The organism is Brevibacillus borstelensis (assembly GCF_036700025.1).
GTDB classification, from domain to species: domain Bacteria; phylum Bacillota; class Bacilli; order Brevibacillales; family Brevibacillaceae; genus Brevibacillus; species Brevibacillus borstelensis.
Window position 1 is genome coordinate 425,010 of record NZ_CP144922.1, and the last position, 23,371, is coordinate 448,380.

The window sequence follows — 23,371 nt, forward strand, 5'->3', positions numbered from 1 at the left end:
ATGTTGGCATGATTACCGGAAAAATATCTGTTGACAAAAATAAATATTTGTGTTATCATTATAATTTATGGAATTGACCCCAACTTTGAAAGTGTGATACATAATATTGTGTAGCTTATAGGAGAATCCATACTTTGACAATCTCCTGCATCCACTTTTACATTGGGGGAATCTTTTTTGAGCAAACAGACTGGTGTAAACATGCTTCATTTGCATGAGAATTCTGTCGGTGGCAGTACCGCATTGCACCCGACCCTGATCTGGGATGACGAGGCAGCTGTCCTGATCGATACCGGTATGCCCGGATCATGGGAGCGAATCCGCACAGCCATGCTGGAGGCGGGTGTTTCTCCTGCCATATTGAAAGCAGTAATTCTGACGCATCAGGATTTCGACCACATCGGCAGCGTACCCGAGATCATCGCTGAGGCGGAGCAAGCAAAAGTGTATGCACACAAGCTCGATCAGCCTTACATCGAGGGGACGCTGCCTCTCATAAAAACGAGTCCCGAAGCAATGGCTCCTTTGCTGGAGATGCTCCCGGAAGAAGAACGCCAGAAGGCGATAGACTTTTTTGGCAATCCGCCGAAGGCCAAGGTGGACCATACTCTTGATGACGGCGACGAATTGCCCTATGGCGGCGGGATTCGCGTCATTCACACACCGGGGCATACCGATGGGCACATCAGCCTTTATCTCGTCCAAAGCAAGACGCTGGTTGCAGGCGATGCCTTGATCTGTGTGAACGGCACTTTGCAAGGTCCTGTAGCCCGGACAACCCTGGACATGGAAGAAGCCCGGCGCTCACTTGCAAAGCTTCTCGATTATGAGATCGAGTCGGTCATTTGCTACCACGGCGGGCGCAGCGATCAAAATGTGAAAGGGCAGTTGGAGCAGCTTGCACAGAGAGACCCTGCCTAGCAGACAGGGGAAGAACAACGGGCTTTCCTAACAGCAAAGATCCGGTAGAAACCTCGACAATATAGAAAATCGCAGCCAATTGAACAAACGAAGCGCCTCCTGATGACAGGAAGGCGCTTTTGTTTCGAGATTCCCTTATTACTTACGGAATAATGTACAGCGTCCGGGAAGAAGACAAACCTTTCGCCTGCTTTTCGTCGATTTTGGTCTCAACAAACGGGATTCCCTCCTCCTGCAGCCGGACGCGGTTGGCATTGAAGTGCCGGAAATCGACCAGCACTGGCTGAGTGCTCTGCTTCATCGCCTGCAGCTGCTGTTTGAGCAGCAGATGCGAATAGCTCTGTCCGATAAAATGACCGAAGCCGACCAAAAACGCGTTTGCTATAAGAGCGCAGAGCAAAAGCCTGCTTCCATTTTGAATCCACGCTTTTCCGCTTTCCAGTCCCATCACGGCAATCAGGACGGGAATGATCCAAAGCTGGGGGACATACCGGGCCCACCACGACTCCGGATTGATCAAAACCGTAAACAGCAGGATAGCCATGACGAGGAAAACTGGCCGATGCGCCCGTCTCTTTTGCAGCAGCAGGCCAAAAATGACCAGGCAGCCGAGCAGCACGGCTCCCCCGAACATGGGACCGAATCCGGCTACCCGCACATCGGGAGAGATGAACGCCGTTATCTCGTACGGCGTGACCGAAAACGGCCATTTGAGCTGGCTTTCTCCGTCGTTTCCGACGTTGGCGGTCGTCGCAAACAGAGAAACAAAGAACTTTTCAAACCGGTTTTTGTCCAGAAAATCATACGGGCTGTTGGTTTTCATGATGTCGACCGCATTTTCGCCAGCCAGCGGGTAAAACGGATGGCCCTTCGTCAGCGTATTCGTTACGTATGGATTGTAGCCGACGAGCGCCACACAGATGAGCAAGCTGGCCGTGAATGCGGCAAGCAGGCTTTTCCACCGCCCCTCGCTGTCGTAGAGGAAAAAGAGCAGCAGCAGCCCGCAGCCGAGCAGGACGGCGTAAACAAGGGCGGTAAATTTCACCTCGCCGAGCAGAATGAGCGCCGAGCAAAGCCCGGCAAGCGTCCACGGGTGATACCGTTTGTACAAAAGATAGCCGAGCGCACAGATGCACAAAATGAGCGATGCCAGCTGTCCGTCAATGTAAAAGGTGATCAGCTGCGTTACCACCACAGGATTGCAGGCCAACAGGAGCGAGAGAATAACCGCTCTTTTCGGCTTCGCTGGAAAAGCTGTCAGCATGGCGGCTGCAGACAGAAAAAAAGACGCAAACAGCAGGATGAAGTTGAAGATCTTGCTCACTTCAATCTGATCGGTCACTTTGTAAAGCAGAGAATCGAGGAGCCAAGGGCCTTTGCTGTAGTGGTTGATCCACAGCTCGAACACCGTCAGCAGCTCGCGTCCCTGCAGCTTCGCAAGCTCTGCATCTGTGGGCGCCTCCAGCTGTTCATAGACCGGATTCCATCCATCCTTCAGAAGGATAATCGCTTCCTGGTGATACGTTTGCCCATCCCATGACAGGTCGTAGGTGTGGGCGCTCACATACAAGCTGATTCCCAAAACGAGCGCAAGCCCCGCGAGAGTGGAGAGAAACGCGGCCACTGTGCGGGCAGGAAAGAATGAGCGCGTCATGCCCCACATGCTAAGAAGGCCGAGAGCCAGGGACAGCCAGAGGCTGATGCCGGTAATCGGTATTCCGCATAACAACAGGACCGAAGTGAAAAACAGCATAAAGGCTAAAAAGAGGATCAACGCAATCCCCAGAATAAAGGAATAGTTCCCCAGCTTGTTTATATTTGTTGATTCGTTCATACTTTCTCTTTCTCTCCCATTCCTAGCCAAATAGACTCGGGCTTGCTTGTGAAAGCACGTGCAAAAGCTTCGCAAGCAGCACGCCGAGAACAATCCCTCCTACAATCTCACCTTTGGTATGCCCCATGCTTTCGCGCAGCGGCTTTGCGACGGAAGCAGGCGAATCCGCTGCGACACTCGACTCTGCAGAGACCGACTGGTACGGCGCTGTCGCCATCCGGTTCAGCGCTTCCGCATGCTTGCCGACGGCCCTGCGCAATCCCATCGCGTCAATGATGACGATAAACGTAACCGCAACTCCCAGCCCGAATACAGGATGGTCAAAGCCTTCGCGCAGGCCGATCAGGGCAATGCTGGTGACCATCACAGTCGTATGGGTGCTGGGGAATCCGCCGTTTCCTATTTTTGACCGGGCTTCCTTCCCAAAGCGAAGGTAGTTGATAAAAAATTTGACCGTTCCCGAGACGAGCCATCCGATAAACGGTGCCAACGCGTACAACATGTGAATTCCTCCGATAAGATAAACTGCCAAGCTGCGGGATGTGTCAGGACTGTGCCAGCACAATGACGCCGATGATGATGATCGCAAGGCCCGCCATCCGCGTGGCAGACATCGGCTCCTGAAACAGAAAAACCGACAGGATCGCTACGAGGACATAGCCCAAGGCGGCCATAGGGTAGGCGTAGGAGAGCTGTACCCTTTCGATGGCCGCTATCCAGACAAATGCGGAGACTCCGTACAGGGAAAGTCCGACGACGATCGGTACGTTGGTGATGTACTGCAAGATTTTCAGCAAAAACAGATCGCTCTTTCCCGCCAGAGACGAGGCTCCCAGCTTCATGGCGACCTGCCCGCATGCGCTGAGCAGGATCGAAACAAAAATCAGGACGTGCGCCTGCATACCCTTCATCCACCTATCTGTGCTGTTATTCAAAAAAATACAGGATGCCGGCCACCGTAACCACATACAAGAGCACCGTGATCAGGATCGGCTTGTCCTCCAGCAGCACTTTTTCCGGACTGCCTCCCTTGCCGCTCATCGCAATCAAATAGAGGTAGCGGAAAATGCCAAAAATCACGAACGGAATCGTCCACATCAACTGGATCGTCCGCCCGGATGTGAAGGTGAACAACGAGTAGCTGATGATCGTTGCCGTTGTCACGATCGTATTGAATTGATTCAACAATTCTGTCGAGTAGAACTCCAGTACTTTCCGGTGGGAACCTTTTTCCGCTTGCAGCAGTTGAAGCTCGTGCCGCCGCTTGCTGATGGCCAAGAAGAGAGCCAGCAGCATGGTGCAAAGCAAAAACCACGGGGTCAGCGGGGTTCCGATCGCGAGGCCGCCTCCGATCGCACGGAGGACAAAACCGGCAGAGATAATCATCACATCGAGAATGACTACATGCTTCAGCTTGAGTGAATACGCGCAGTTCAGCAAAAAGTAAACCAGCAGCACAAAACCGAGGAGCGTATTGACAGAGAAGGCGACAGAAAGGGAAACAATCAGCAGCAAAGCACCGAAAGTCAGTGCCAAAAACGGGTTTAATGCCCCCGAAGCCATGGGCCGGAACCGCTTTTCGGGATGGTTCCGGTCGTTTTTGATGTCTACAAAATCATTCAATATATAGACACAGCCGGATACGAAGCAAAAAAGGAAAAAGGCGAGAATAGCTTTGCCGCCAACATCCATATCCACTCGGCGGAAAGAAAACAAAAGGGCAGCAAAAACAAGCAGGTTTTTTGTCCATTGCTGAGGCCGCAGCTGACGAATCAACAAAACCAAAACATTTTGGACAGGTGCTGTTTGCGCTTTTACTTTCACAGAATTCGGCAATCCCATATGACTCTCCAATCTATTTACTATGTAGCATGTTACCAAAGGTAAGACGACAATTACCAACAAATAGTAACATAATTGATCGATTTTTGCTGTTTCGTTCCGAATCCAGTTCACAAAAAAGGAGATAAAGGCAAGGGGCAAATCTTGAAAGTGGATATATGGAATCAAGGAATTGCAAGGAAAATCGCTATCCAAATAAAGGGATGTTTGCAAATAACGCCCAAAATATAAGGCCAATTTGATTATTGGATATATACCCTTAACACAATTGTCACTATTCTAAAAATTAAAAATTGAAAGCGTATACAACGCGGGGGAGGACATATGAAAAGGCTCGTAAGTTTTGGACTCTCTGTATTGATGGCGGCAGCGCTGGCAGCCTGCGGTTCCCAGCAATCGAACGGAAGCTCTCAAGTTCAGGGGGCAGGCGCGTCGCAGGAATTAAAGCTCAAAGTGAGCATTACGGTCTCGGAGAAAGACACCTGGGGAGTTGCGGTGAAGAAGTGGATGGAGGACGTCGAGCAAAAGTCAAATGGCCGGATCAAAATGAAAATGTATGCAAATGAATCTCTCTCCAACGGCAACCAGCCAAAAGGTCTGGAGGCAGTCCAAAACGGGTCGACGGACATTTCTCTCCACTCTACGATTATCTACAACGTACTCGACCCGAAGTTTGCCGCGCCTTCTCTTCCCTGGCTCATACCAAGCTACGAACAGGCTGACAAAGCGATGAACGGAGAAGCCGGGCAAAAATTGATGGAGCTCGTTCGCAGCAAAGGGATCGAGCCTCTCGCATTCGGGGAAAGCGGCTACCGTCAAATTACAAACAGCAAGAGGCCGATTCTCACCCCGGAAGACTTGAACGGACTGAAGATCAGAACGCCTTCCATGGAAGCGATGGTGGCTACGTATAAGGAGTTTGGCGGTGATCCGACGGTTATGAACTTCTCGGAGGTGTTTACCTCCTTGCAGCAAGGTGTGATCGACGGACAGGAAAATCCGCTTCCGATCATTCTCAACTCCAAACTGTACGAGGTGCAAAAGTACTTGACTGTATGGAACTACATGTACGATCCGATCGTTTTTGGCGTCAATAAAAAGCTGTATGACAGTCTGGACGCGGACACGCAAAAGCTGCTGAGAGAAACGGCCCAAGAAGCCGCCAAATACCAGATCGAGCTGAATCGCAAAGAGAACGAAGAAGTGCTGGCGCAGCTCAAGGAAAAAGGGATGGAAGTCGTCGAGCTGACACCTGAGCAGATCAAGGCATTCCAGGAAAAAGTCCAACCGGTTATCGACAAATATGAGGGCATCATCGGCAAGGATCTTTTGGATGCATTCCGCAAGTAAACACGACAGGTGGAAAAAGGGGCGATAAAGCCCCCTTTTTCATCCCAATCGCAGGGCAATTGCTTTTTACGGGGGGATCGTCATGAAATTCTGGGTTCGGCTGGAAGAGTGGATTCTGGCAGTCTTAATGGGCATCATCTGCGTTTTGACAATGGTCAACGTATTATCGAGATATTTTTTCAACAGCTCGCTTTCCATGACGGAAGAACTGACCACCAACATCTTCGCTTTCATCATTTTTATCGGAGCGGCCTTGCTTGCCAGGGAAAACGGGCACCTCGGCTTTGCGCTTTTGACCGATCAGCTTCCCGCCCGCTTCCGGATCGTTTGTACCGTGATTGTCGGCTGTTTGACGACGGTGTTTTTCGTCATTCTGCTTTGGTACGGTTGGGAAATGGTCATGCAGCAGTATCAGTACAACCAGAAGACGCCGGCCATGGGCCTGCCGGAGTGGCTGATGGGTCTGTCGGTGCCGCTCGGTGCGCTGCTGTGCATGTTTCGTTTCTGGGAAGGGTACGTCCTGGAGATACGAAGGCATAAAAGAGAGGAGGCAAACCAATGAGCGCAACAGCGATTTGTCTATTCGGGTCCTTCTTTCTGCTGCTGTTTTTAAACATGCCTATCGCCGTAGCCCTCGGCCTCTCTACCGCGATTACGCTGCTGCTGTTTGATCTGCCCATCCAGTCGCTGCCGCCGACCTTGTATTCATCGTTGACCAAATTTACGCTGCTCGCGATTCCGTTCTTTTTCCTCGCCGGGCTGATCATGGAGAGGGCGGGCATCTCCAAAAGGCTAATCCAGCTAGCTCAGACGCTTACCGGCCATTTCACGGGCGGGCTTGCCATCGTGTCAGTCGTGGCAGCGTGTTTCTTCGCGGCGATTTCCGGTTCCGGTCCCGCTACGATGGCCGCCGTGGGCGCGATTATCATACCGGCCATGGTCAAGCAAGGCTATCGCAAGGATATGTCGGCAGGGCTTCTCGCGACGGCAGGCGGCATCGGCATCATCATTCCGCCCAGCATCGCCTATATCATCTACGGTGTAATCGCGGAGGTTTCCATTGGTAAAATCTTTATGGCGGGGATTGTCCCCGGCCTCTTGATGGGTGCCATACTGGCGCTGACGGGATACATGATCGCCAGGAAAGAAAAGATCCCTACGCTTCCGAAAGCGAGCGCCAGGGACATTGTGGCTGCTCTGAAGGATGCCTCGTGGGGCTTGATGGCCCCTGTGATCATCCTGGGGGGAATCTACACGGGGATTTTCACGCCGACAGAGTCTGCCGTTGTGGCAGTATTCTACGGTTTGTTTGTCGGAATTTTTATCTACAAGGAAATCAAAATCAAACATTTGCCAAGCCTCTTGGTGGAATCTGCGAAAACGACAGCGATGATCATGCTTATCGTCGCCTCGGCCTCCACCTTTGCCTGGCTGATCACGGTTGAGGGGATTGCGGAGGATTTGGCCAATTCCTTGATGAGCATCGCCCCCAACACGATTACGATGCTGCTGATGATCAACCTGGTCCTGCTGATCGCGGGGATGTTTGTGGATGCCATATCCGCATTTTATATTTTCTTGCCGATCTTTTTGCCGATTCTCACCATGATGGACATTGACCCTGTCCATTTTGGCGTCATGATGACGATGAACCTCGCCATTGGTCTGGTCACACCGCCCGTTGGCCTCGATCTTTACGTTGCTTGCGGACTGGCGAAAATTTCGTTGAAGGAGATATCGAAAGGGGTTATTCCGTTTATTGTCGCATCCATACTCGCGTTGCTCGTGATCACTTACATTCCGTCTATTACACTGTGGCTTCCTGAACTGTTGAACATGAAATAAGGAGTGATCTCTTTTGTCAGCGACCCATTGGGATCAAATTGTTCTGGATGCGGTGGAAAAAGAGCCCTTGTACAAGCAAATCTCGCGGCAGATAGAACAAATGGTGCACGAAGGGAAGTTGAAGCCCGGGACGCGGCTGCCTTCCGAGCGGCGGATGGCTGAGCTGTTGAAGGTGAGCAGGATGACGATCACGCTTGCCAATGAAGACATGAAAGCAAGAGGGATCGTCCGCAGCCAGCAGGGGAGCGGCACATATATCATGCGCGGACCGCAGATGGAGCGGACAGAGCAGGTTGTCACCTGGCATGCCGACTTCGCCTATCAGACGGGGAATGTCAATCATGCGATGGAAGAGATCATGCGTTTTGGCCGAGACCCGCGCCTGATCAATTTCGCGGGTGTCGGCACGGCCCCCGAGGTTCACCCGGGAATCGAGCTGAGCCAATACTTTGCCGAGCATTTGCGGAAAAACCCGATCCTGCTCCAGTTGCCCGCACCGACGCAGGGCTATGAGCCTCTGCGGATAGACGCTTGCAAATGGCTGGAGGAGAGCGGCATTCACGCCGACCCGAAAGAGATCATGATCGTCTCCGGAGCGATGCAAGGACTGGACCTCATCAGCAGGCTGTTCCTGGCTCCGGGCGATTACGTCATCATGGAGGACCCCGGATTTCTCGCCGCCTCTGACGCGTTTACGGCGACCGGCGCCAAAATATTGCGCATCACCCTGGATCAGGAAGGGATTCGCATCGACAATCTGGAGAATCTCCTGATGCAGTTTCCGGTGAAGTTTATTTACGTAAACCCGACGTTTCACAATCCGACTGGCGTGACCATGTCCCTGAAACGGAGAAAGGACCTGCTCGTCCTCGCGAAAAAATACAGGGTTCCCATCGTCGAGGACGATCCGTTCAGCTTGATTTATTTCGGCAAAAAACCGGTGCCGCCGCTCAAAGCGCTGGATCAGGACAATTATGTCATCCACCTCCAGTCGTTCTCGAAGTATTTGTTTCCGAGCCTGCGGGTAGCTCTCCTGGTAGCCCCGGAAGGAATCATCTCCAATTTATCCACGATCAAGCAGCGGATCGATCTGCACAGCAACAACCTGACGCAGATTGCCGTGCATGCCTATTTGACGGAAGGGCGCCTGTCGGTCCACGCAGCCAGGCTCCGTCAGGCCTACAGCGCGCGTCTGTCCCTCATCAGGGAAATCGTAAAGGACATGCCTGAAATCCGCTGCAGCATGCCGGAGGGCGGTGTCTTTTTGTGGTGCAGGATCCCCAGCCAGGTCCGGGCGGAGAGACTGCTGCAGACAGCCCTGCGCAAAGGCGTATCGTTTGTGCCGGGGAACTGGATGAGCGGCGTGGGCTTGGGAGAAAATTATCTCCGCCTGGCCTATACACAGCCCTCGCTGGACTTGTTGAAAACCGGATTCGAAATGATTCGTGAGGCCATTTCCGAATATCAGTAAGACCAATCACGAGAATGGTTATATGAAAACGTTTGCACACCCCTTATGCTGATGGTGGGAATTCTCACATCTTACCAGAAGGGGTGTTTTTTGGTGGGTAATAAAGCGATATCGACGGACCTCTTGCAGGATTGGTATTACCACATGCTCTTGATCAGACGCTTTGAAGAGGCGATCAACGAGAAGTTTTTAGCCGGGGACATTCCGGGTTTTGTTCACTTGTACATTGGCGAGGAAGCGACCGGAGTCGGCGTTTGCTCCGCCTTGAACCGCACCGATTACATTACCAGCACACATCGGGGGCACGGCCACACCTTGGCAAAAGGCGCCGAAGCAAAACGGTGCATGGCCGAATTGTACGGGCGCAAGACAGGCTACTGCAAGGGAAAGGGCGGATCGATGCATATTGCTGACTTTGGCATTGGCATGCTCGGGGCAAACGGCGTCGTGGGCGGCGGGTTTAATTTGGCCGTCGGAGCCGCGCTGGCAGTCCAATTGCGCAAAGGCTCAGAGGTAGCCGTCTGCTTTTTCGGCGATGGGGCGAGCAACCGGGGTACCTTTCACGAGGGGCTGAATATGGCAGCCGTCTGGAAGCTGCCCGTCGTATTTGTCTGCGAAAACAACCAGTGGGCATCGACGACGCCGATTCACGAAGCGACGGCCGTCACGGATATTTCCGTAAGAGCGTCGTCCTATGCCATGCCAAGCGCGATGGTGGATGGCAATGATGTTTTTGCCGTGTATGAAGCCGCAGTAGAAGCCGTAGAACGAGCCAGGCGAGGCGAGGGCCCTACACTTGTCGAGTGCAAAACGTACCGGATCAAAGGCCATTTCGTAGGCGATCCAGAGCAGTACCGGACGCGGGAAGAAGTGATGAGCCAGATGGAGAGCAACGACCCGATCAAGAAATTCCTCGAGCGGGTTCTCCCGGAAAAGCTTCTGACCGAAGAGCAGCTCCAAGCAATCGAGCAGCGGGTCGCGGAAGAAATCGAAGAGGCGATCCGCTTTGCCGAGGAGAGCCCTTACCCTGATCCGGAGGAAGCATTTGATGATCTGTACGTAGAGGAGGAGGCCAGCCATGCGTAACATATCCTTTTCTCAGGCAACATTGGAAGCGATGCAGGAAGAAATGCGCCGGGACGAGCGAGTCTTTATCATGGGAGAGGACATCGCAAGCCAGGGCGGCATTTTTGGGCAGTTCAAGGGCTTGCCAAAGGAATTCGGACTGGAGCGCGTACGCGATACGCCGATTTCGGAAACCGCGCTGGTGGGAGCGGGAATTGGCGCCGCTCTCGCGGGAGCGGTGCCGGTCGTCGATATGCACTTTGCCGATTTTATCGGGGTGACGATGGACGAGGTGCTCAACCAGATGGCCAAAATACGCTACATGTTCGGGGGCCAGGCGACCCTGCCGCTCGTGCTGCGGGCACCTGACGGCGTGACACGCTCAGCGGCGGCGCAGCACTCGCAATCGCTGGAAGCATGGTTTTTGCATATTCCGGGCCTCAAGGTCGTCATTCCGTCCAATCCCGCGGATGCCAAGGGGCTTCTGAAAGCGGCGATTCGCGACCAAAACCCGGTGATCTATTTTGAACACAAAGACTTGTTCAGCAAAAAAGGACCTGTTCCGGACGGCGACTACCTCACCCCGATCGGCAAAGCGGCGGTCGTGCGCGAAGGGAAGGACGTGACCATCGTGTCGTACTCGGCCATGCTGGGGAAATGTCTGGAGGCCGCCGATCAGCTTGGCAGCCTGCACGGAATCGAGGCGGAGGTGATCGATCTGCGGACGATTGTTCCAATGGACATGGAGACGATCTACGAGTCTGTCAAAAAGACACATCGTCTGGTCGTAGCCCATGAGGCGGTCAAAACAGGCGGTGTCGGGGGAGAAATTGCCGCCTCGGTCAGCGAAAACATCCTCGAGTACCTGGACGCCCCCATCATCCGCGTAGGTGCCGCCTTTACCCCGATTCCTTTCAGCCCGCCTCTGGAAAAGCAGGTGATTCCACAAGTGGAATCAATCGTAGAAGCTGTTCTGCGGGCACGCTGGTAAACAAATTGAAGGAAGGGGGAAATAACATGGCATTCGTAATCACCATGCCCAAGTTCGGTTTGACGATGACAGAGGGGACCGTTTCCGTCTGGTGCAAAGCTGTAGGCGAGCGTGTCGAGAGCGGCGAAGTGCTGTTCGAGGTGGAGACAGACAAGATCACCAATGAAGTGACGGCACCAGGAACCGGGGTTTTGCGCCATATTTTTACGCCCGCAGGCGCAGCGGCACAGGTCGGGGCAGCGCTTGCGATCGTGGCGGAAGAGTCCGAGGATATTAGCGGGTTGCTGGGAGCAGACGGTCAGCAGGGGGCAGGCGAGGGTTCACATCACAAATCCAACGATGCTGTTAGCCGTGATTCGAACGATGCTTCGAGTCTCGAATCAGGCGATCACACCCTTTCTGAGGGGCTTCGCCTCGCGACTCCGCTCGCTCGCAAGCTCGCCAGGGAGAAGGGAATCGATATAGGCCAAGTCAGTGCATCCGGCCCGAGAAGCATCGTTGTCTCCCGCGATGTCGGGGATACTGGGGCAAAGCAGCCGGCTATCTCGCCAGCAGCCAAAAAATATGCGGAGGAGCAAGGTGTGGCCTGGGAGAGGATCGACCAGCGGGGGCGGATCATGCTGCCTGACGTGATTGCCGAACAACTGAAGCAAGCGGGAGGTCAGTGGACGCATCCGCCACGGGAAGCGGAGTCGGCAGCCGCAACCCGCCCGATGACAGGCGCACGCAAGGTGATCGCGGAGCGGATGACCCGAAGCTGGCAGCAGATCCCCCACGTTACACTCACCAGGGAAGTCGATGTAACTCCGCTGCTGGCCGCACATGCCATTCTTTCCGCAGATTTGGCGAGTACGGGGACCAAGCTGACCGTTACCCATTTTCTGGTCAAAATCGTTGCCATGGCTCTGCAAAAGCACCCCAGTCTGAACGCCTGGTGCCAAAATCAGGCGATCACTATCCACCCGGACGTCCATCTCGGCGTGGCTGTCTCTGTCGAAGACGGGCTGCTCGTTCCGGTCATTCCTCACGCGTGCAAACAAGATTTGGGCGAGATAGCGGAAGCCTTGCATAATCTGACGACGCGCGCCCGCGAGCAGCGCCTGACGGTCGATGAAATGCGCGGGGGCACGTTTACGATCAGCAATCTCGGCATGATGGGTGTCGACGGTTTTACGCCGATCATCAATCCGCCAGAAACCGGGATATTGGGGATCGGCAGGATCGTCGAAAAGCCCGTATGGATCGGTGATGACCTCGCTCGACGTTCCATGCTGACGCTGTCCCTCTCTTTTGACCATCGGGCACTCGACGGGGCGGAGGCAGCCGGGTTCCTCCAGACGGTGCATGACTACATCCAGCAGCCGCTGCGGCTGCTTGTAAAGGGGAGGCGGTAGGATGAAAAAAAGGCTGATCGTCATCGGTGGAGGGCCGGGAGGATATACGGCAGCTTTGCGCGCGGGCCAACTGGGGGCGGACGTCACCCTGATTGAAAAAGGACAGCTCGGCGGCACCTGCCTGAATGTCGGCTGCATCCCGACAAAAAGCCTGCTGGAGTCCTCCCACATATGGGCGAAAAGCAGTCAGTGGTTCCCGGAGAACAAAGCTGGTGAAGTTCCATGGCCGTCCATTCTGGAGCGGAAAGAAAAAGCGGTCATGCAGCTTCGAAAAGGCGTAGAAGGGTTGCTTCGGAAGGGGCAGATCAGGGTCGTAAAAGGGACAGCTTCGCTTGCCGGAGAGAAAAGGGTGGCTGTTGCGGGAGAAGAGCAGTTGTTGCTGGAGGCGGATGCCATTATCCTGGCGACAGGCAGCCGTCCGGTCATTCCGCCGATTGAAGGCATTGACCTGCCGGGAGTAGTCACAAGCGATGAGCTGCTCTCCGTTGCCGAGCTGCCCAAACGCCTTGCCATCATCGGAGGCGGGGTCATCGGCGTGGAATTTGCGACCGCTTTTTCCGAGCTGGGCGTGGATGTGCATGTCATCGAAGCGGCAGAGCGCATCCTGCCGAATATGGACCCGCAACTGTCCCGGCAGTTGAAAGAGCTGCTGGAAAGACAAGGCATTGCCTTTTGCCTTGGCCAAAAGGTCGTAAAAATCATCAAGAAGGAAACGGAAGGGCTGGAGCTGCAATTGTCGGAAGGCAAATCGGTACAGGCCGACCTGGTGCTGGCGGCGGTGGGCAGAGCAGCCGTTCTGGAACCGCTCGGGCTGGATAAGGCGGGGATTCGGGTAGTGAACGGCAAAATAAAGGCAGATGCGTATCAACAGACGAATCTGCCGGGCATCTACGCCATCGGGGATTGCGCAAGTCCGATCATGCTGGCGCATGTCGCGATGGCAGAAGGCAGGGTAGCGGCTGAACATGCCCTGGGCTTCCCCACACAGCCAGTCAACTTCGACCTTGTCCCTCACTGCGTCTACTCTCATCCGGAAGCGGCTATGGCAGGCCTAACGGCAGAAGAGGCGAGAAACAGGGGATTCGACGTTCAGGAAGGGGTCTTTCCGCTGATGGCAAGCGGCAGAGCCCTGGTTGGGGGAGAGACGGACGGGTTTTTAAAGGTGGTAGCGGACAGAAAGTACGGGCGGCTTCTCGGCATTCATCTGCTGGCTCCGCACGCGACCGAAATGATTGCGGAAGCGTCGCTCGGTCTGACGCTCGAGGCTACGCTCGACGAGCTGGTCAAAACGATCCATCCGCATCCTACGGTCGCGGAAGGCATCCAGGAAGCCGCGATGAGCATCATGGGGCAAGCAATTCACCTCCCCTAGTCCAGGATGCTGCGGCTTGCATGCCTGCCAAGAGGCACTGCCGTACACGCCAGGGAAAAGGCTGGTTTGCAGAAACCTAAACAGACAAAAAAAGGCTCCCTTGTCTCGCAGACAAAAGGGGCCTTACTGCGTTGACTGATGTTGTGCCGCAGAGCTTGAGCTCGATCTGTATCGCTGCCAGCGGGTGCGGGCCGGTTCCCACAAAACGGCGATGAAAGCGCCGAGGGACGTATTGGTGATCATATTCGCTACAGCAGGGACCGCAGCGATCGGGCTGATGTGCTCCATGGCAAGAAGCGCAGCCAGGGCCGTATTGCAAATCCCGAATTCATAGACGACGGACCGTCGATCCGCTTCCGGCATCCGGAAACCGGCGCCAAAGCAGTACCCGAGCACCATGGGAAGGGTTATTTGCAGAAATACGCAGAGAAACAGCCAGGGGAGCAGGACCAGATTCTCCTGAAGCATGGTCTGCGCGCCGGAAACGACAGCGAGATCAACAACGATGAGGGCGGCAGCAGAGAGCAGGGGAATGACTTTCTTGACAGGGGCCAGCCGCGACTCCCATTTCCACTGGATCGCCAGGCCCGCCAAAATCGGCAGGAGGACGACGTACACCATTTGCAAAAACAGCGGCAGAAAAGCTACGGGGACAACGCTGCCGACCGTCGCTTTCATGATCAGCGGGGTCAAAACGGGGCCCACCAGCGTATCCACAGCGGACATCATGATGCTCAAAGCGAGCGTTCCTCCTGCCATAAAGGTGTACAGATTGGCTGATGTCCCGCTGGGCACCGCCCCTGCGAGGATTGTCCCCGCCAAGAGATCAGGCTGATCCCGGAAGAACAGAAACGCGAGCCCGATGGAAATGCCCAGCGAGATCGTCCATTTGCCGGCTACGCCAAGCAAGGCGTTCTTTGGCTGCCGAATGACCCGTCTCAAGCTCTCCTGCGACAAGGTAAGTCCCATGTTAAACAAAATAAAAGCGAGCGCAGGGGCGGTCCAATTTTTCAAGAACAGAAAGTGGCCGGGAAAGTGGTAGGCGAGAAGCGCACAACAGACGATCCACAAGGGCAACAATTTGGTGACGGCGGCTTGGAAAAAGCGAAGCATAGGCGGTCCTCCCGGCTATGTAACTGTCCACCCGCCGCAGACGTTTACGGATTGGCCTGTTATATAGGCAGCGGCGTCGGATGCCAGGAATGAAACGGTTTTTGCTACATCATGCGCGGAGCTGATTCGCCCGAGCGGGATGTTACCGATGTAATTTTGCAGGGACCTTTCGCTGCTTTGGCCAAAGAGAGCGCTCATGTCGTCAGCCATTTTCGCCAACAGCTCTGTTTCCATGGCACCGGGACAAACGGCGTTTACGCGAATGCGTCTTGGGGCAAGGACAATCGATGCAGTTTTTGTCACGCTCAAAACCCCCGCTTTTGAAGCCGCGTAGGCTGCGGAGAGCGGGCGCGGGCTGTTTGCCGCAACCGAGGCGATATTGACGATGGAGCCGCCGTCATGCAGGAATGGAGCGGCGGCTTGTATCATGAAAAAGACAGCCTTCAGGTTGATATTCATCACCAGGTCCCAGTCGGAGCTTGTGACCTGATCCATCGGCTTGACGATATTGACGCCAGCGTTGTTGACCAAAACGTGGAAGGCCCCGTGCTCCTGAACGATCTGGGAGAGCAGGCCTTGTATCGCATCTGTTTCCGCCAGATCGATTTGTTTCCCATCTGCTGTATGACCTTTGGATCGGAGCGTTTCGACGGCGGCAAGCAGTTTATCCGGATTGCGGTCCAGCAAAACAACGCGGTGACCAGAAGCAGCGAGGTCCTCTGCAATCGCGTAGCCAAGTCCCTGAGCCGCACCGGTAATAACCGCCAGCTTTTTTTCTGAACACATGGGTATCGCCTCCTTCATGATCTTCCTCTCGTCAATACCCACAGTATTGCTTGCAGCCGACGAGCGAGTCTAGAGCCACTTCCACAATTGGCCTTTCGATTGCGGAGGAGAAAAATGGAAAAGCAAGCCGGGCAAGCGCGACAGCTCTCGTTACTGTATAATTTGGAAATGAACGACATATCAGGAAAGGATTAAAGAATGAAGAGAATCAGTTTGTTTATGTTGGCGATCCTGTGGCTTGTCTCGGGCTCCATCGCCTCCGCGGCCGCTCTCCCGGAGCGGAATGGAGTCGTGACCGACCCCGTCGGGTTGTTTTCATCCGATGAAGCCGAGCAGATCAAAGAGAGTACGAAGGACAAAAAGTACGAGCTGCTGCTCCTTACCGCCAGCGGGCTGGATGAGGCGGAAGGGGAGCGCTTGGCCAACGAGGCCTACGACGGCTGGAAGCTCGGAAAAAATCAACTGATGCTGGTCGTGACGGTGAATCCGAATCACGTGCATCTCGTATTCGAAAACAAGGAGCTGGCAAGTCAAGTCGCCCAAAGCGATGCGGGGGATGTAAAGGGGATTCTCGACCTGCAATTCGTACCGCTGGCGCGAGAGGGAAATGTCGCTGCAGGAGTGATTGCGGTCAGCGACTACGTCAATGAGATTTCCGAGTCGGCGTCTGCGGGGAATGCGGGAGTCACTGCGACGACCCCGGCATCGTCTCCGGCAAATGCGACGACGGCACCGTCAGCATCGCCCGCGGCCTCAGGCGCTTCAAAGGCACCCTCCGGCAATGCGGCAACATCGAAGCACGCTGCGACTCCGCCGCCATCATCCGCTCCATCCGGTTCGGCTCCTGCACAGGCCAAATCGGCGACATCGGCTCATTCCCAGAACTCCATCGTCTGGGTTCTGCTCTTTCTATGCATCGGAGCGGCTCTGTTTTTCACGATCAGACAGCTTGTCTATCGCTCCCGTCTAAAGAAAATGCTGGACCGGGCTGTAAAGAGCCATGCGGAAGCGACGCCTGCCGTCGACCAGATGATCGTCTCCGGGCTGTTCCGCGAGCTGGAGGTCGGCCTCATCGAGGGGGAAACGAAAAAGCAGGTTGCACAGCTTGAACAAGCCGCCCTTCAGCTGCACAAAGAGTCGCAGCAGCTGCAGGAGCAGCTGGCGGGACAAAAGGTTTCCTTTTTCTCCGGGGCCAAAACGGAACAAGCCATACAGGGCCTTCTGGATGCAGTGGAGGCGTATTGTAACAAAATTGAACAAAATCAAGCAAGATTGAAAGAAATTGAAAGGCTGTCCGTCGAGGTAAGGCGTCTCGTCGAAGAGGCTAAAGAAAGAGCAAAAGAGACGTCGGCAATCATCGAGGCGCTCGCCAGGGAAACGTCCTTCTCCTTGACCGTCATGAGGAAGCAGCTGGAACAGGCGGAAGCCATTTTGAACAAAGCGGACAGCATGGATGAATTTGATTACTTGCAAGCCGAAGGACCTGCCAAAGAGGTACATCAGATGTTTGACGGCTTGCGGGCTGCTGTCGATGAGATCAGAGCCCAGATCGAAAAGCACAAGGAGTTTCCTCCCCGGATCAAGCTGAGAGAGGAGGAGCTTCGCCAAGTGGTGGGACGTGAACAGCTGCTGCTTGTCGATGCCGACCCTTTTGCCATTTTGAAAGCGGCGGAAGCGGAAGTGCCGCGCCTCGGAGCGCTGATCGAAGCAGGTGACAGCAACGAAGCAAAGGCATGTATCGATGGCATGGAGAATGGTTTGCAACAGGCGAGCGACGTCGTAGCGGAAATGATTCGGCACCGAGATAGCGCAAGAGCGACAGTACGCAACACGGAACAGCTTCTGGCTGAACTGAGGGAATTCGATTCCGCGTACAATCAGGAGTTTGCGAGACTGCGCGAACGCTTTGCCGAAGTTCATCTCCGTGAGCAGGAAGAGCGTTACGGACAAATCATGGGGGACAAGGAAGAGCTTGAACGGCTTTTGATCGAAATAAAGTCGGCGCTTGACGAGCGCGTGCAAAAATACAGGCTGGCCCACGAACGGAGCGAGCTGTCAGAGCACCTGCTTTCACAGATAAAAAATGTCCGGGAGCAGAGCCTTGGCTATCGCATGGCTCTGGAGGAGCGGGTACAGACGGCAGGCGACCGTTTTCAGCAGTTCCAAAGCCGTTTCTATCAATCAGCGTCTGCTTTTGAGCAGCTTTATGTCAGAATTCCCGAGATTGCCAGGATGATCGCCGAGATAGACAAGGAGATCAACGGGCTGGAGAGCCTGATGAACGGTCAATTGCTCGACGTCTATCAGATCGAGGAGGCGCTGACTTCATTTGAAATGCTTGTCGATCAGCTTGCTCACCGGGTGGAGCTGGTCAAGCAGAAAAAGGAAGAGACGGTGCGCGCTTTCCGGAGGTTCGAGGACGCCTATTCGAGCAGACGCAATCGATACGGCAGAAGAATCCGCCTTTCCCGCTATTCCTCCCAGTACGATCGCTTAAAAGAACAGGTGGAGCTGGCGATCAGGGAGGGGGCCTTTGCCGAGGCCATGCAGGAAATCTCCCGAGGAGAAACGATCCTCAGCGAAATGGATCGGGAGTACCGGCGAGCTTTGGATGAGGAGCGCCGACGAAACAATTCTGGCGGATTTGGAGGCGGCTTCGGAGGAGGTTTTGGCGGCGGCTCGGGAGGAGGACGCTCTTCGGGAAGCTCGAGCTGGGGCGGAGGCGGCCATTCGTCAGGCAGCTCAAGCTGGGGAGGCGGGTCGTCGAACAGCGGGAGATCCTCCGGGTCGTCGCAATGGTAGACAATGTGGTCCGACTACTGCCATACAGCACCGCAAGGAGAAAAAACGGCTGGCTTCCGGCCGTTTTTTCTTTGGCCAACAAAGTTTCGCGAAGCCCATTTTCATAAAGGCAAAAGGGGGCGTCAGGCACTTGATGCCGACATTGCGCCAGTTCCCGGAAGACCTGTGGTATCCTATGGAGTATGAATCAAAATACATAGGGAAGAGAGGGAGCAGGCATGCATCGTTTTTACAGCCAAACACTGAAGCTGCTGGACACGGAGCTGGAACGGATCAGGAAAGCATTGGACCGATTGCCGGAGGAGCGGGTGTGGAAAAAAGTGCGCGGGAGCACCAACAGCGTCGGCAATCTCTGTTTGCATCTGGCCGGAAACGAATATCAAAACATCGTCAGCGGGATCGGCCAAAAGCCGTTCATCCGGGAAAGATCGGCAGAATTTCTCGCGGAAGGCGGCGTCAGTCCGGACGAGCTTTTGGCGCAGCTGACAGGCGTGCGCCAGCAGACGCGGGCGATACTGGAATCGCTCTCGCCAGAAGATATGGAAAGAGAAGTGACGATTGTCTATCCGCCGGACGCGGGAATCGCCTCGTACACCCGTCATTTGCTGGAAATCCTGTACCATACGACTGCCCATTATTCGTATCATACAGGTCAAATTGTCTACATGACCAAGCTTTTACAGGACGGCGATGAGCATTTATTGAGCTGGAAGCATTGATCTATGTCACTTTTTGTGTTACTTTGTCGAAATATAATGGTAATTTTACGACGATCAAAAGATCACGACATGGAGGGGCGTTACGTGAAGAAATCAGCAATGCTAGTTGCAAGCACTCTATTGACTCTATCCCTGGCTCTCGCTGGCTGTGGAAAGCAGGAAGGGGAAAGCGCAGCCGGAGGATCAAACGGGCAGCAGAAGGCGGAAGCCGCTACTGTCCAAATCGGGATGCTCAAGCTGACAAGCTCTGCACCGTTGTTTATCGGGATCGAGAAAGGCTTTTTCAAAGAGGAAAACATTGATGCGCAGGCAAAGTGGTTTGAAGCTGCTCAGCCGATCGCGGTAGCGACAGCTGCAGGAAGCGTGGATGTCGGGGCAACCGGGATTACAGCTAGCCTGTACAATATGGTTTCGGGCGGACAAAAATTGGTGATTGTGGCCGACAAGGGAAGGGAACAGCAGGGCTACTCCTCCTCTGCTTTGTTAGTGCCTGGCGATTCACCACTTAAAAGCATCGAAGAATTAAAGGGAAAGAAAATCGGCATTACACAGACCGGATCGACCTATCATTACATGGCCGGCAGAATGCTGGAAAAGCATGGCCTTGGCCTTGGCGACGTGGAGCTCGTTCCGCTCAACAGCATCAAAGGATTGATGGAAGCGCTCAAGAGCAAGCAGGTGGATGCTGTTCTTTTGAACGAGCCGAATATCTCGACCGTTGTAGACGAGGGCTACGGCAAAGTTATCGCGCAGGTAGGCGACGAGATCGAGTACCAAACTTCGGGCATCTTCTTCTCTCCGAAGCTGGCTGAGAACAAGGATGTGGCCGAACGCTTCCTGAAGGCATACGCAAAAGCGACCCGTTACTACTACGATGCCGTTCTCACAAAGAAAGACGGACAGATCGTCCCTGGCGAGCATTACGATGAAGTCGTCCAAATCATCGCCAAGTACACCGATCAAGAGCCGGACATGATCAAAAAAGGATTGCCTTACATTGACCGCGACGGCAAGCTGCTGGAGTCCGACATCAAGACCCAGGTAGAGTGGTATGCCAAGGAAAAGCTGATCGACAAAGCGATCGATACGAGCGAAATCGTGAATACGCAGCTATTGGAAGATGCTTTGCAAAAGTTAGGGAAGTGATCGCATGAGAATTGTCATCGAAGATGTCGGCAAGACGTTTCTTGATTCAAAAAAACGAGAAGTGACCGCGCTTACGAACATCAATTTTTCCATTGAAGAGCAGGAGTTCGTCGTGCTGGTCGGACCGAGCGGCTGCGGCAAGTCCACGCTGCTCAACATCGTCGGAGGCTTGATGTCGCCCAGCAGCGGGACGGTCTATTTTGAAGGAACCCAGGGGAAAAAGCCCAAACTAGGCATTGTCTTTCAGGAAATTGCCCTGTTTCCGTGGCGGACGGTCTATGAAAATGTCATCTACGGACTGGAAGAGAGCGGCGCCAGCAAACAGGAGCAGCAGGAAAAGGGCAAGCACTACATCGACATGGTCGGCTTGCAGGGCTTTGAAGGGGCGTACCCGAAACAGCTCTCAGGCGGGATGAGGCAGCGGGCCGGGATCGCCAGAGCGCTTGCGGTCGAGCCGGATCTGCTGTTGATGGACGAGCCTTTCTCCGCGCTGGATGCCCAGACGCGCACACTCATGCAGGAGGAGCTGCTGACGATCTGGGACCGGACCAGACTGAGCACGCTGTATGTAACGCACAACATTCAAGAGGCCGTTTACCTGGCTGACCGGGTGATTGTCCTGTCCAGACATCCGGGCCAGATCAAGGAGATTATCCGCATTGACCTTCCGAAAATAGGAAGGGACAAAGAAGAGTACCGCAGCCAGTTCGAGCAATACGCCGATCAAATCTGGCAGCTGATCAAACACGATGCCCAGGAAGCGCTGAAGGAGGGGTGAGCAAGATGAACGAGCAAAGACAAGTCATTACCAACCGCGTCGCCTTTCTGGAGCAAAAAATTCCGGGCTATGCCGCCGCACTGGGGATTGCCGGACTGGTGGCACTGTGGGAAATCGTCTGCCGGATGAACATCGTACCCCCGCTCTTTTTGCCTGCTCCCTCCGCTATTTTGACAGCGGCATGGGACATGCTCGTGAACGGCGAGCTGATCGAGAATCTGCTGGCCAGTATGTACCGGATCGGAGCGGGATACGCCATCGGAGCGATCTGTGGAATCGCGATTGGCCTGATCCTCGGGTTCTCCCGGTGGGCCGATGCCATTTTGACCCCTATCGTTTATTCGATTTATCCGATTCCGAAAATTGCCCTGCTGCCGCTGATCATCCTCTGGTTCGGGATTGGCGAGATGCCCAAGGTCGCAATCATCGCACTCGGGGTGTTCTTCCCGGTCGTGATCAATACGTATTCGGGCGTGAAAACGGTCGATCCCATTTTGATCAAGGCCGCTGTCACCTTTGGCTCCAACCATCTCAATGTCATCCGAAAAGTGATCCTGCCAGGGGCGCTCCCGATGATCTTTGCCGGTCTGAAGCTGGCGGCCGGAACCTCGCTGCTCCTGTTGGTGTCTGCGGAAATGATCGCGGCCCAGCAGGGGATTGGTTCCATGGTGCTGCACTACGGAAACCTGATGATAACGACCAAGCTGATGGTGGGCGTGCTGTTCCTGTCCCTGCTCGGTCTGATTTTCAACCGCACGCTGCAGTGGCTGGAGCGAAAGCTGATTCCGTGGAAGTAATGTGAGGGATGCGGCTTTGGCGAAGGGGCCGGACTCAAAGCAAAAGCGTAAGTCAGGCTGTCAGGAAAGTGAGTCCCCGCCTCCATGCTGCTTGAGAGGAAAACAAAAGCTGACGTTTGCAAGCTAGTTTGCATACGTCAGCTTTTTCCTTTTCCGCTGCAAATGGTTGTACCTGTATAGCAGAAGCTGGACTGGCTGTAGCGGTGTTGTCCAGGTAAGTTGGCTTCGGCGTTATGCTTATAAAGAAAAGTGGCTCCCTTTTATGAAGCGGCCCCATTTATAAAGGGCGGGATACAAACCGCACGGCGCGGCTGATCAAGCCCGGCAGCACCGAAACATGGCCTTCTCCCTCATACTCCTTGTACTCGGTGCGAATCCCGCAGTCTGCCAAGGCGGAAAGACGCTCTGCAAGCTCCTTTGCATTCTCGTTCATGCGGCTCTGGTGGCCCTTCTCCAGCTCTCCTACCGCGATCATGATGCCGATGTCGCCGACTGCCTGCTGCTTTGCAAGGGAAGAGAACTGCTTCTCGGCTTCCAGCAGAAAGGCCTTGTTCCAATGGATGGACGGACTGCCGGCGATATAAGTCTGGAAGGCGTGCGGACGGGTGAACAGGACTTGCAGGACAAAAAGACCGCCAAGAGAGTGCCCAAAGATGGCCTGTCTGCTTTTATCGACAGGGCAGCAGCTTTCAATCCTCGGCTTGAGCTCCTCCTCGATGAAAGTCAGAAAGGCTTCGGCGCCGCCGTGCTCCGGCCACGCGGTCCCATCAGGCCGAGGAGGGAGCTCGGCAAGGGGGCTTGGCATCGTAAAATCATAAAAGCGGGCGGGCGGAAACGGCGCTTCCTCTGGATAGCCGATCCCGACAATAACCGCCGGAAAAACGCCCGTCTTCTCGGAGCGGCGGGACTGAATGCGTACGGCCTCCGCCATCGTGGCGAACAAGGCGTTGGCGTCGAGCAAATAGATCACCGGATACCCCGAGGGTGGCGGAGCCTCGCTTGGCCTGTAAATGAGAATGCGATACTCCCGGCTGCTGACGCTGGAGCGCATGGCGTACTGTTCGGTTTGGGGAAGAAAGACCCCGCCTCCGCCTTCCCACACGTTCACTTCTTCAAGCTCCTTTTGCTGGCTCTCCACTGTATCT

At 54.6% G+C, this 23,371-nt stretch carries 21 protein-coding genes; 14 read left to right on the forward strand and 7 right to left on the reverse strand.

Annotated features, from left to right (window positions below):
- Positions 1-177 precede the first annotated feature (177 nt).
- The gene (locus V5G20_RS02105; protein WP_003388706.1) at positions 178-921 is read left to right on the forward strand and encodes an MBL fold metallo-hydrolase; all 744 of its coding nucleotides are present in this window, start codon (positions 178-180) and stop codon (positions 919-921) included.
- Between the two features lie 142 nt (positions 922-1,063).
- Here V5G20_RS02105 and V5G20_RS02110 read toward each other — a convergent pair whose 3' ends face one another.
- The 4 genes from V5G20_RS02110 to V5G20_RS02125 are packed head-to-tail and all read right to left on the reverse strand — an operon-like array spanning position 1,064 to position 4,597.
- Positions 1,064-2,755: a hypothetical protein gene (locus V5G20_RS02110; RefSeq protein ID WP_327985704.1), complete on the reverse strand. Its 1,692-nt coding sequence runs from the start codon at positions 2,753-2,755 to the stop codon at positions 1,064-1,066.
- A 22-nt stretch (positions 2,756-2,777) separates the two neighbouring features.
- On the reverse strand, positions 2,778-3,257 hold the full coding sequence (locus V5G20_RS02115) for a divergent PAP2 family protein (protein WP_338463122.1): 480 nt from the start codon (positions 3,255-3,257) through the stop codon (positions 2,778-2,780).
- 43 nt (positions 3,258-3,300) lie between these two features.
- Positions 3,301-3,657 carry an SMR family transporter gene (locus tag V5G20_RS02120; protein WP_003388703.1) on the reverse strand — a complete coding sequence of 119 codons (357 nt, stop codon included), beginning with the start codon at positions 3,655-3,657 and terminating at the stop codon, positions 3,301-3,303.
- A gap of 25 nt (positions 3,658-3,682) precedes the next feature.
- On the reverse strand, positions 3,683-4,597 hold the full coding sequence (locus V5G20_RS02125; RefSeq protein ID WP_024983031.1) for a decaprenyl-phosphate phosphoribosyltransferase: 915 nt from the start codon (positions 4,595-4,597) through the stop codon (positions 3,683-3,685).
- A gap of 324 nt (positions 4,598-4,921) precedes the next feature.
- Here V5G20_RS02125 and V5G20_RS02130 point away from each other — a divergent pair, with 324 nt between their 5' ends.
- From V5G20_RS02130 to lpdA, 8 genes are all read left to right on the forward strand, one after another.
- The gene (locus V5G20_RS02130; protein WP_122958007.1) at positions 4,922-5,947 is read left to right on the forward strand and encodes a DctP family TRAP transporter solute-binding subunit; all 1,026 of its coding nucleotides are present in this window, start codon (positions 4,922-4,924) and stop codon (positions 5,945-5,947) included.
- 82 nt (positions 5,948-6,029) lie between these two features.
- Positions 6,030-6,509 (forward strand): TRAP transporter small permease, encoded by a 480-nt coding sequence (locus V5G20_RS02135; protein WP_003388700.1) that lies wholly within the window; start codon positions 6,030-6,032, stop codon positions 6,507-6,509.
- Entirely contained in the window at positions 6,506-7,792 is a 1,287-nt protein-coding gene (locus tag V5G20_RS02140) for a TRAP transporter large permease (protein ID WP_003388699.1), read from the forward strand. Before V5G20_RS02135 ends, V5G20_RS02140 begins: the two co-directional genes overlap by 4 nt.
- Before the next feature lie 13 nt (positions 7,793-7,805).
- Positions 7,806-9,263: a PLP-dependent aminotransferase family protein gene (locus V5G20_RS02145; RefSeq protein WP_003388698.1), complete on the forward strand. Its 1,458-nt coding sequence runs from the start codon at positions 7,806-7,808 to the stop codon at positions 9,261-9,263.
- A 144-nt stretch (positions 9,264-9,407) separates the two neighbouring features.
- Complete coding sequence (locus tag V5G20_RS02150) at positions 9,408-10,349, forward strand: thiamine pyrophosphate-dependent dehydrogenase E1 component subunit alpha (protein WP_422387997.1); 942 nt, start codon at positions 9,408-9,410, stop codon at positions 10,347-10,349.
- Positions 10,342-11,319 (forward strand): alpha-ketoacid dehydrogenase subunit beta, encoded by a 978-nt coding sequence (locus V5G20_RS02155; protein WP_338463124.1) that lies wholly within the window; start codon positions 10,342-10,344, stop codon positions 11,317-11,319. The genes V5G20_RS02150 and V5G20_RS02155 overlap by 8 nt, the downstream gene beginning before the upstream one ends.
- 26 nt (positions 11,320-11,345) lie before the next feature.
- On the forward strand, positions 11,346-12,713 hold the full coding sequence (locus V5G20_RS02160) for a dihydrolipoamide acetyltransferase family protein (RefSeq protein WP_227277653.1): 1,368 nt from the start codon (positions 11,346-11,348) through the stop codon (positions 12,711-12,713).
- 1 nt (position 12,714) lies between these two features.
- Positions 12,715-14,085, forward strand: coding sequence for a dihydrolipoyl dehydrogenase (lpdA, locus tag V5G20_RS02165; protein ID WP_338463125.1), 1,371 nt, complete (start codon positions 12,715-12,717; stop codon positions 14,083-14,085).
- A gap of 123 nt (positions 14,086-14,208) precedes the next feature.
- On the opposite strand, the gene V5G20_RS02170 is transcribed toward lpdA, so the two are convergent.
- Together V5G20_RS02170 and V5G20_RS02175 are read right to left on the reverse strand one after the other, a co-directional pair.
- Entirely contained in the window at positions 14,209-15,198 is a 990-nt protein-coding gene (locus tag V5G20_RS02170; protein ID WP_003388691.1) for a bile acid:sodium symporter family protein, read from the reverse strand.
- 15 nt (positions 15,199-15,213) lie between these two features.
- Entirely contained in the window at positions 15,214-15,984 is a 771-nt protein-coding gene (locus tag V5G20_RS02175; RefSeq protein ID WP_003388690.1) for an SDR family NAD(P)-dependent oxidoreductase, read from the reverse strand.
- A gap of 198 nt (positions 15,985-16,182) precedes the next feature.
- On the opposite strand from V5G20_RS02175, the gene V5G20_RS02180 reads away from it, so the two are divergent.
- From V5G20_RS02180 to V5G20_RS02200, 5 genes are all read left to right on the forward strand, one after another.
- Positions 16,183-18,786: a TPM domain-containing protein gene (locus V5G20_RS02180; protein WP_338463126.1), complete on the forward strand. Its 2,604-nt coding sequence runs from the start codon at positions 16,183-16,185 to the stop codon at positions 18,784-18,786.
- 218 nt (positions 18,787-19,004) lie between these two features.
- The gene (locus tag V5G20_RS02185) at positions 19,005-19,505 is read left to right on the forward strand and encodes a DinB family protein (RefSeq protein WP_172920890.1); all 501 of its coding nucleotides are present in this window, start codon (positions 19,005-19,007) and stop codon (positions 19,503-19,505) included.
- An 84-nt stretch (positions 19,506-19,589) separates the two neighbouring features.
- Entirely contained in the window at positions 19,590-20,651 is a 1,062-nt protein-coding gene (locus tag V5G20_RS02190) for an ABC transporter substrate-binding protein (protein ID WP_003388687.1), read from the forward strand.
- A gap of 4 nt (positions 20,652-20,655) precedes the next feature.
- On the forward strand, positions 20,656-21,429 hold the full coding sequence (locus tag V5G20_RS02195; protein ID WP_024983022.1) for an ABC transporter ATP-binding protein: 774 nt from the start codon (positions 20,656-20,658) through the stop codon (positions 21,427-21,429).
- 5 nt (positions 21,430-21,434) lie between these two features.
- Positions 21,435-22,226, forward strand: a complete 792-nt coding sequence (locus V5G20_RS02200; RefSeq protein ID WP_279041643.1) for an ABC transporter permease — start codon at positions 21,435-21,437, stop codon at positions 22,224-22,226.
- Between the two features lie 277 nt (positions 22,227-22,503).
- Here V5G20_RS02200 and V5G20_RS02205 read toward each other — a convergent pair whose 3' ends face one another.
- Positions 22,504-23,364 carry an alpha/beta hydrolase gene (locus tag V5G20_RS02205; RefSeq protein WP_422387989.1) on the reverse strand — a complete coding sequence of 287 codons (861 nt, stop codon included), beginning with the start codon at positions 23,362-23,364 and terminating at the stop codon, positions 22,504-22,506.
- Positions 23,365-23,371: the final 7 nt, after the last annotated feature.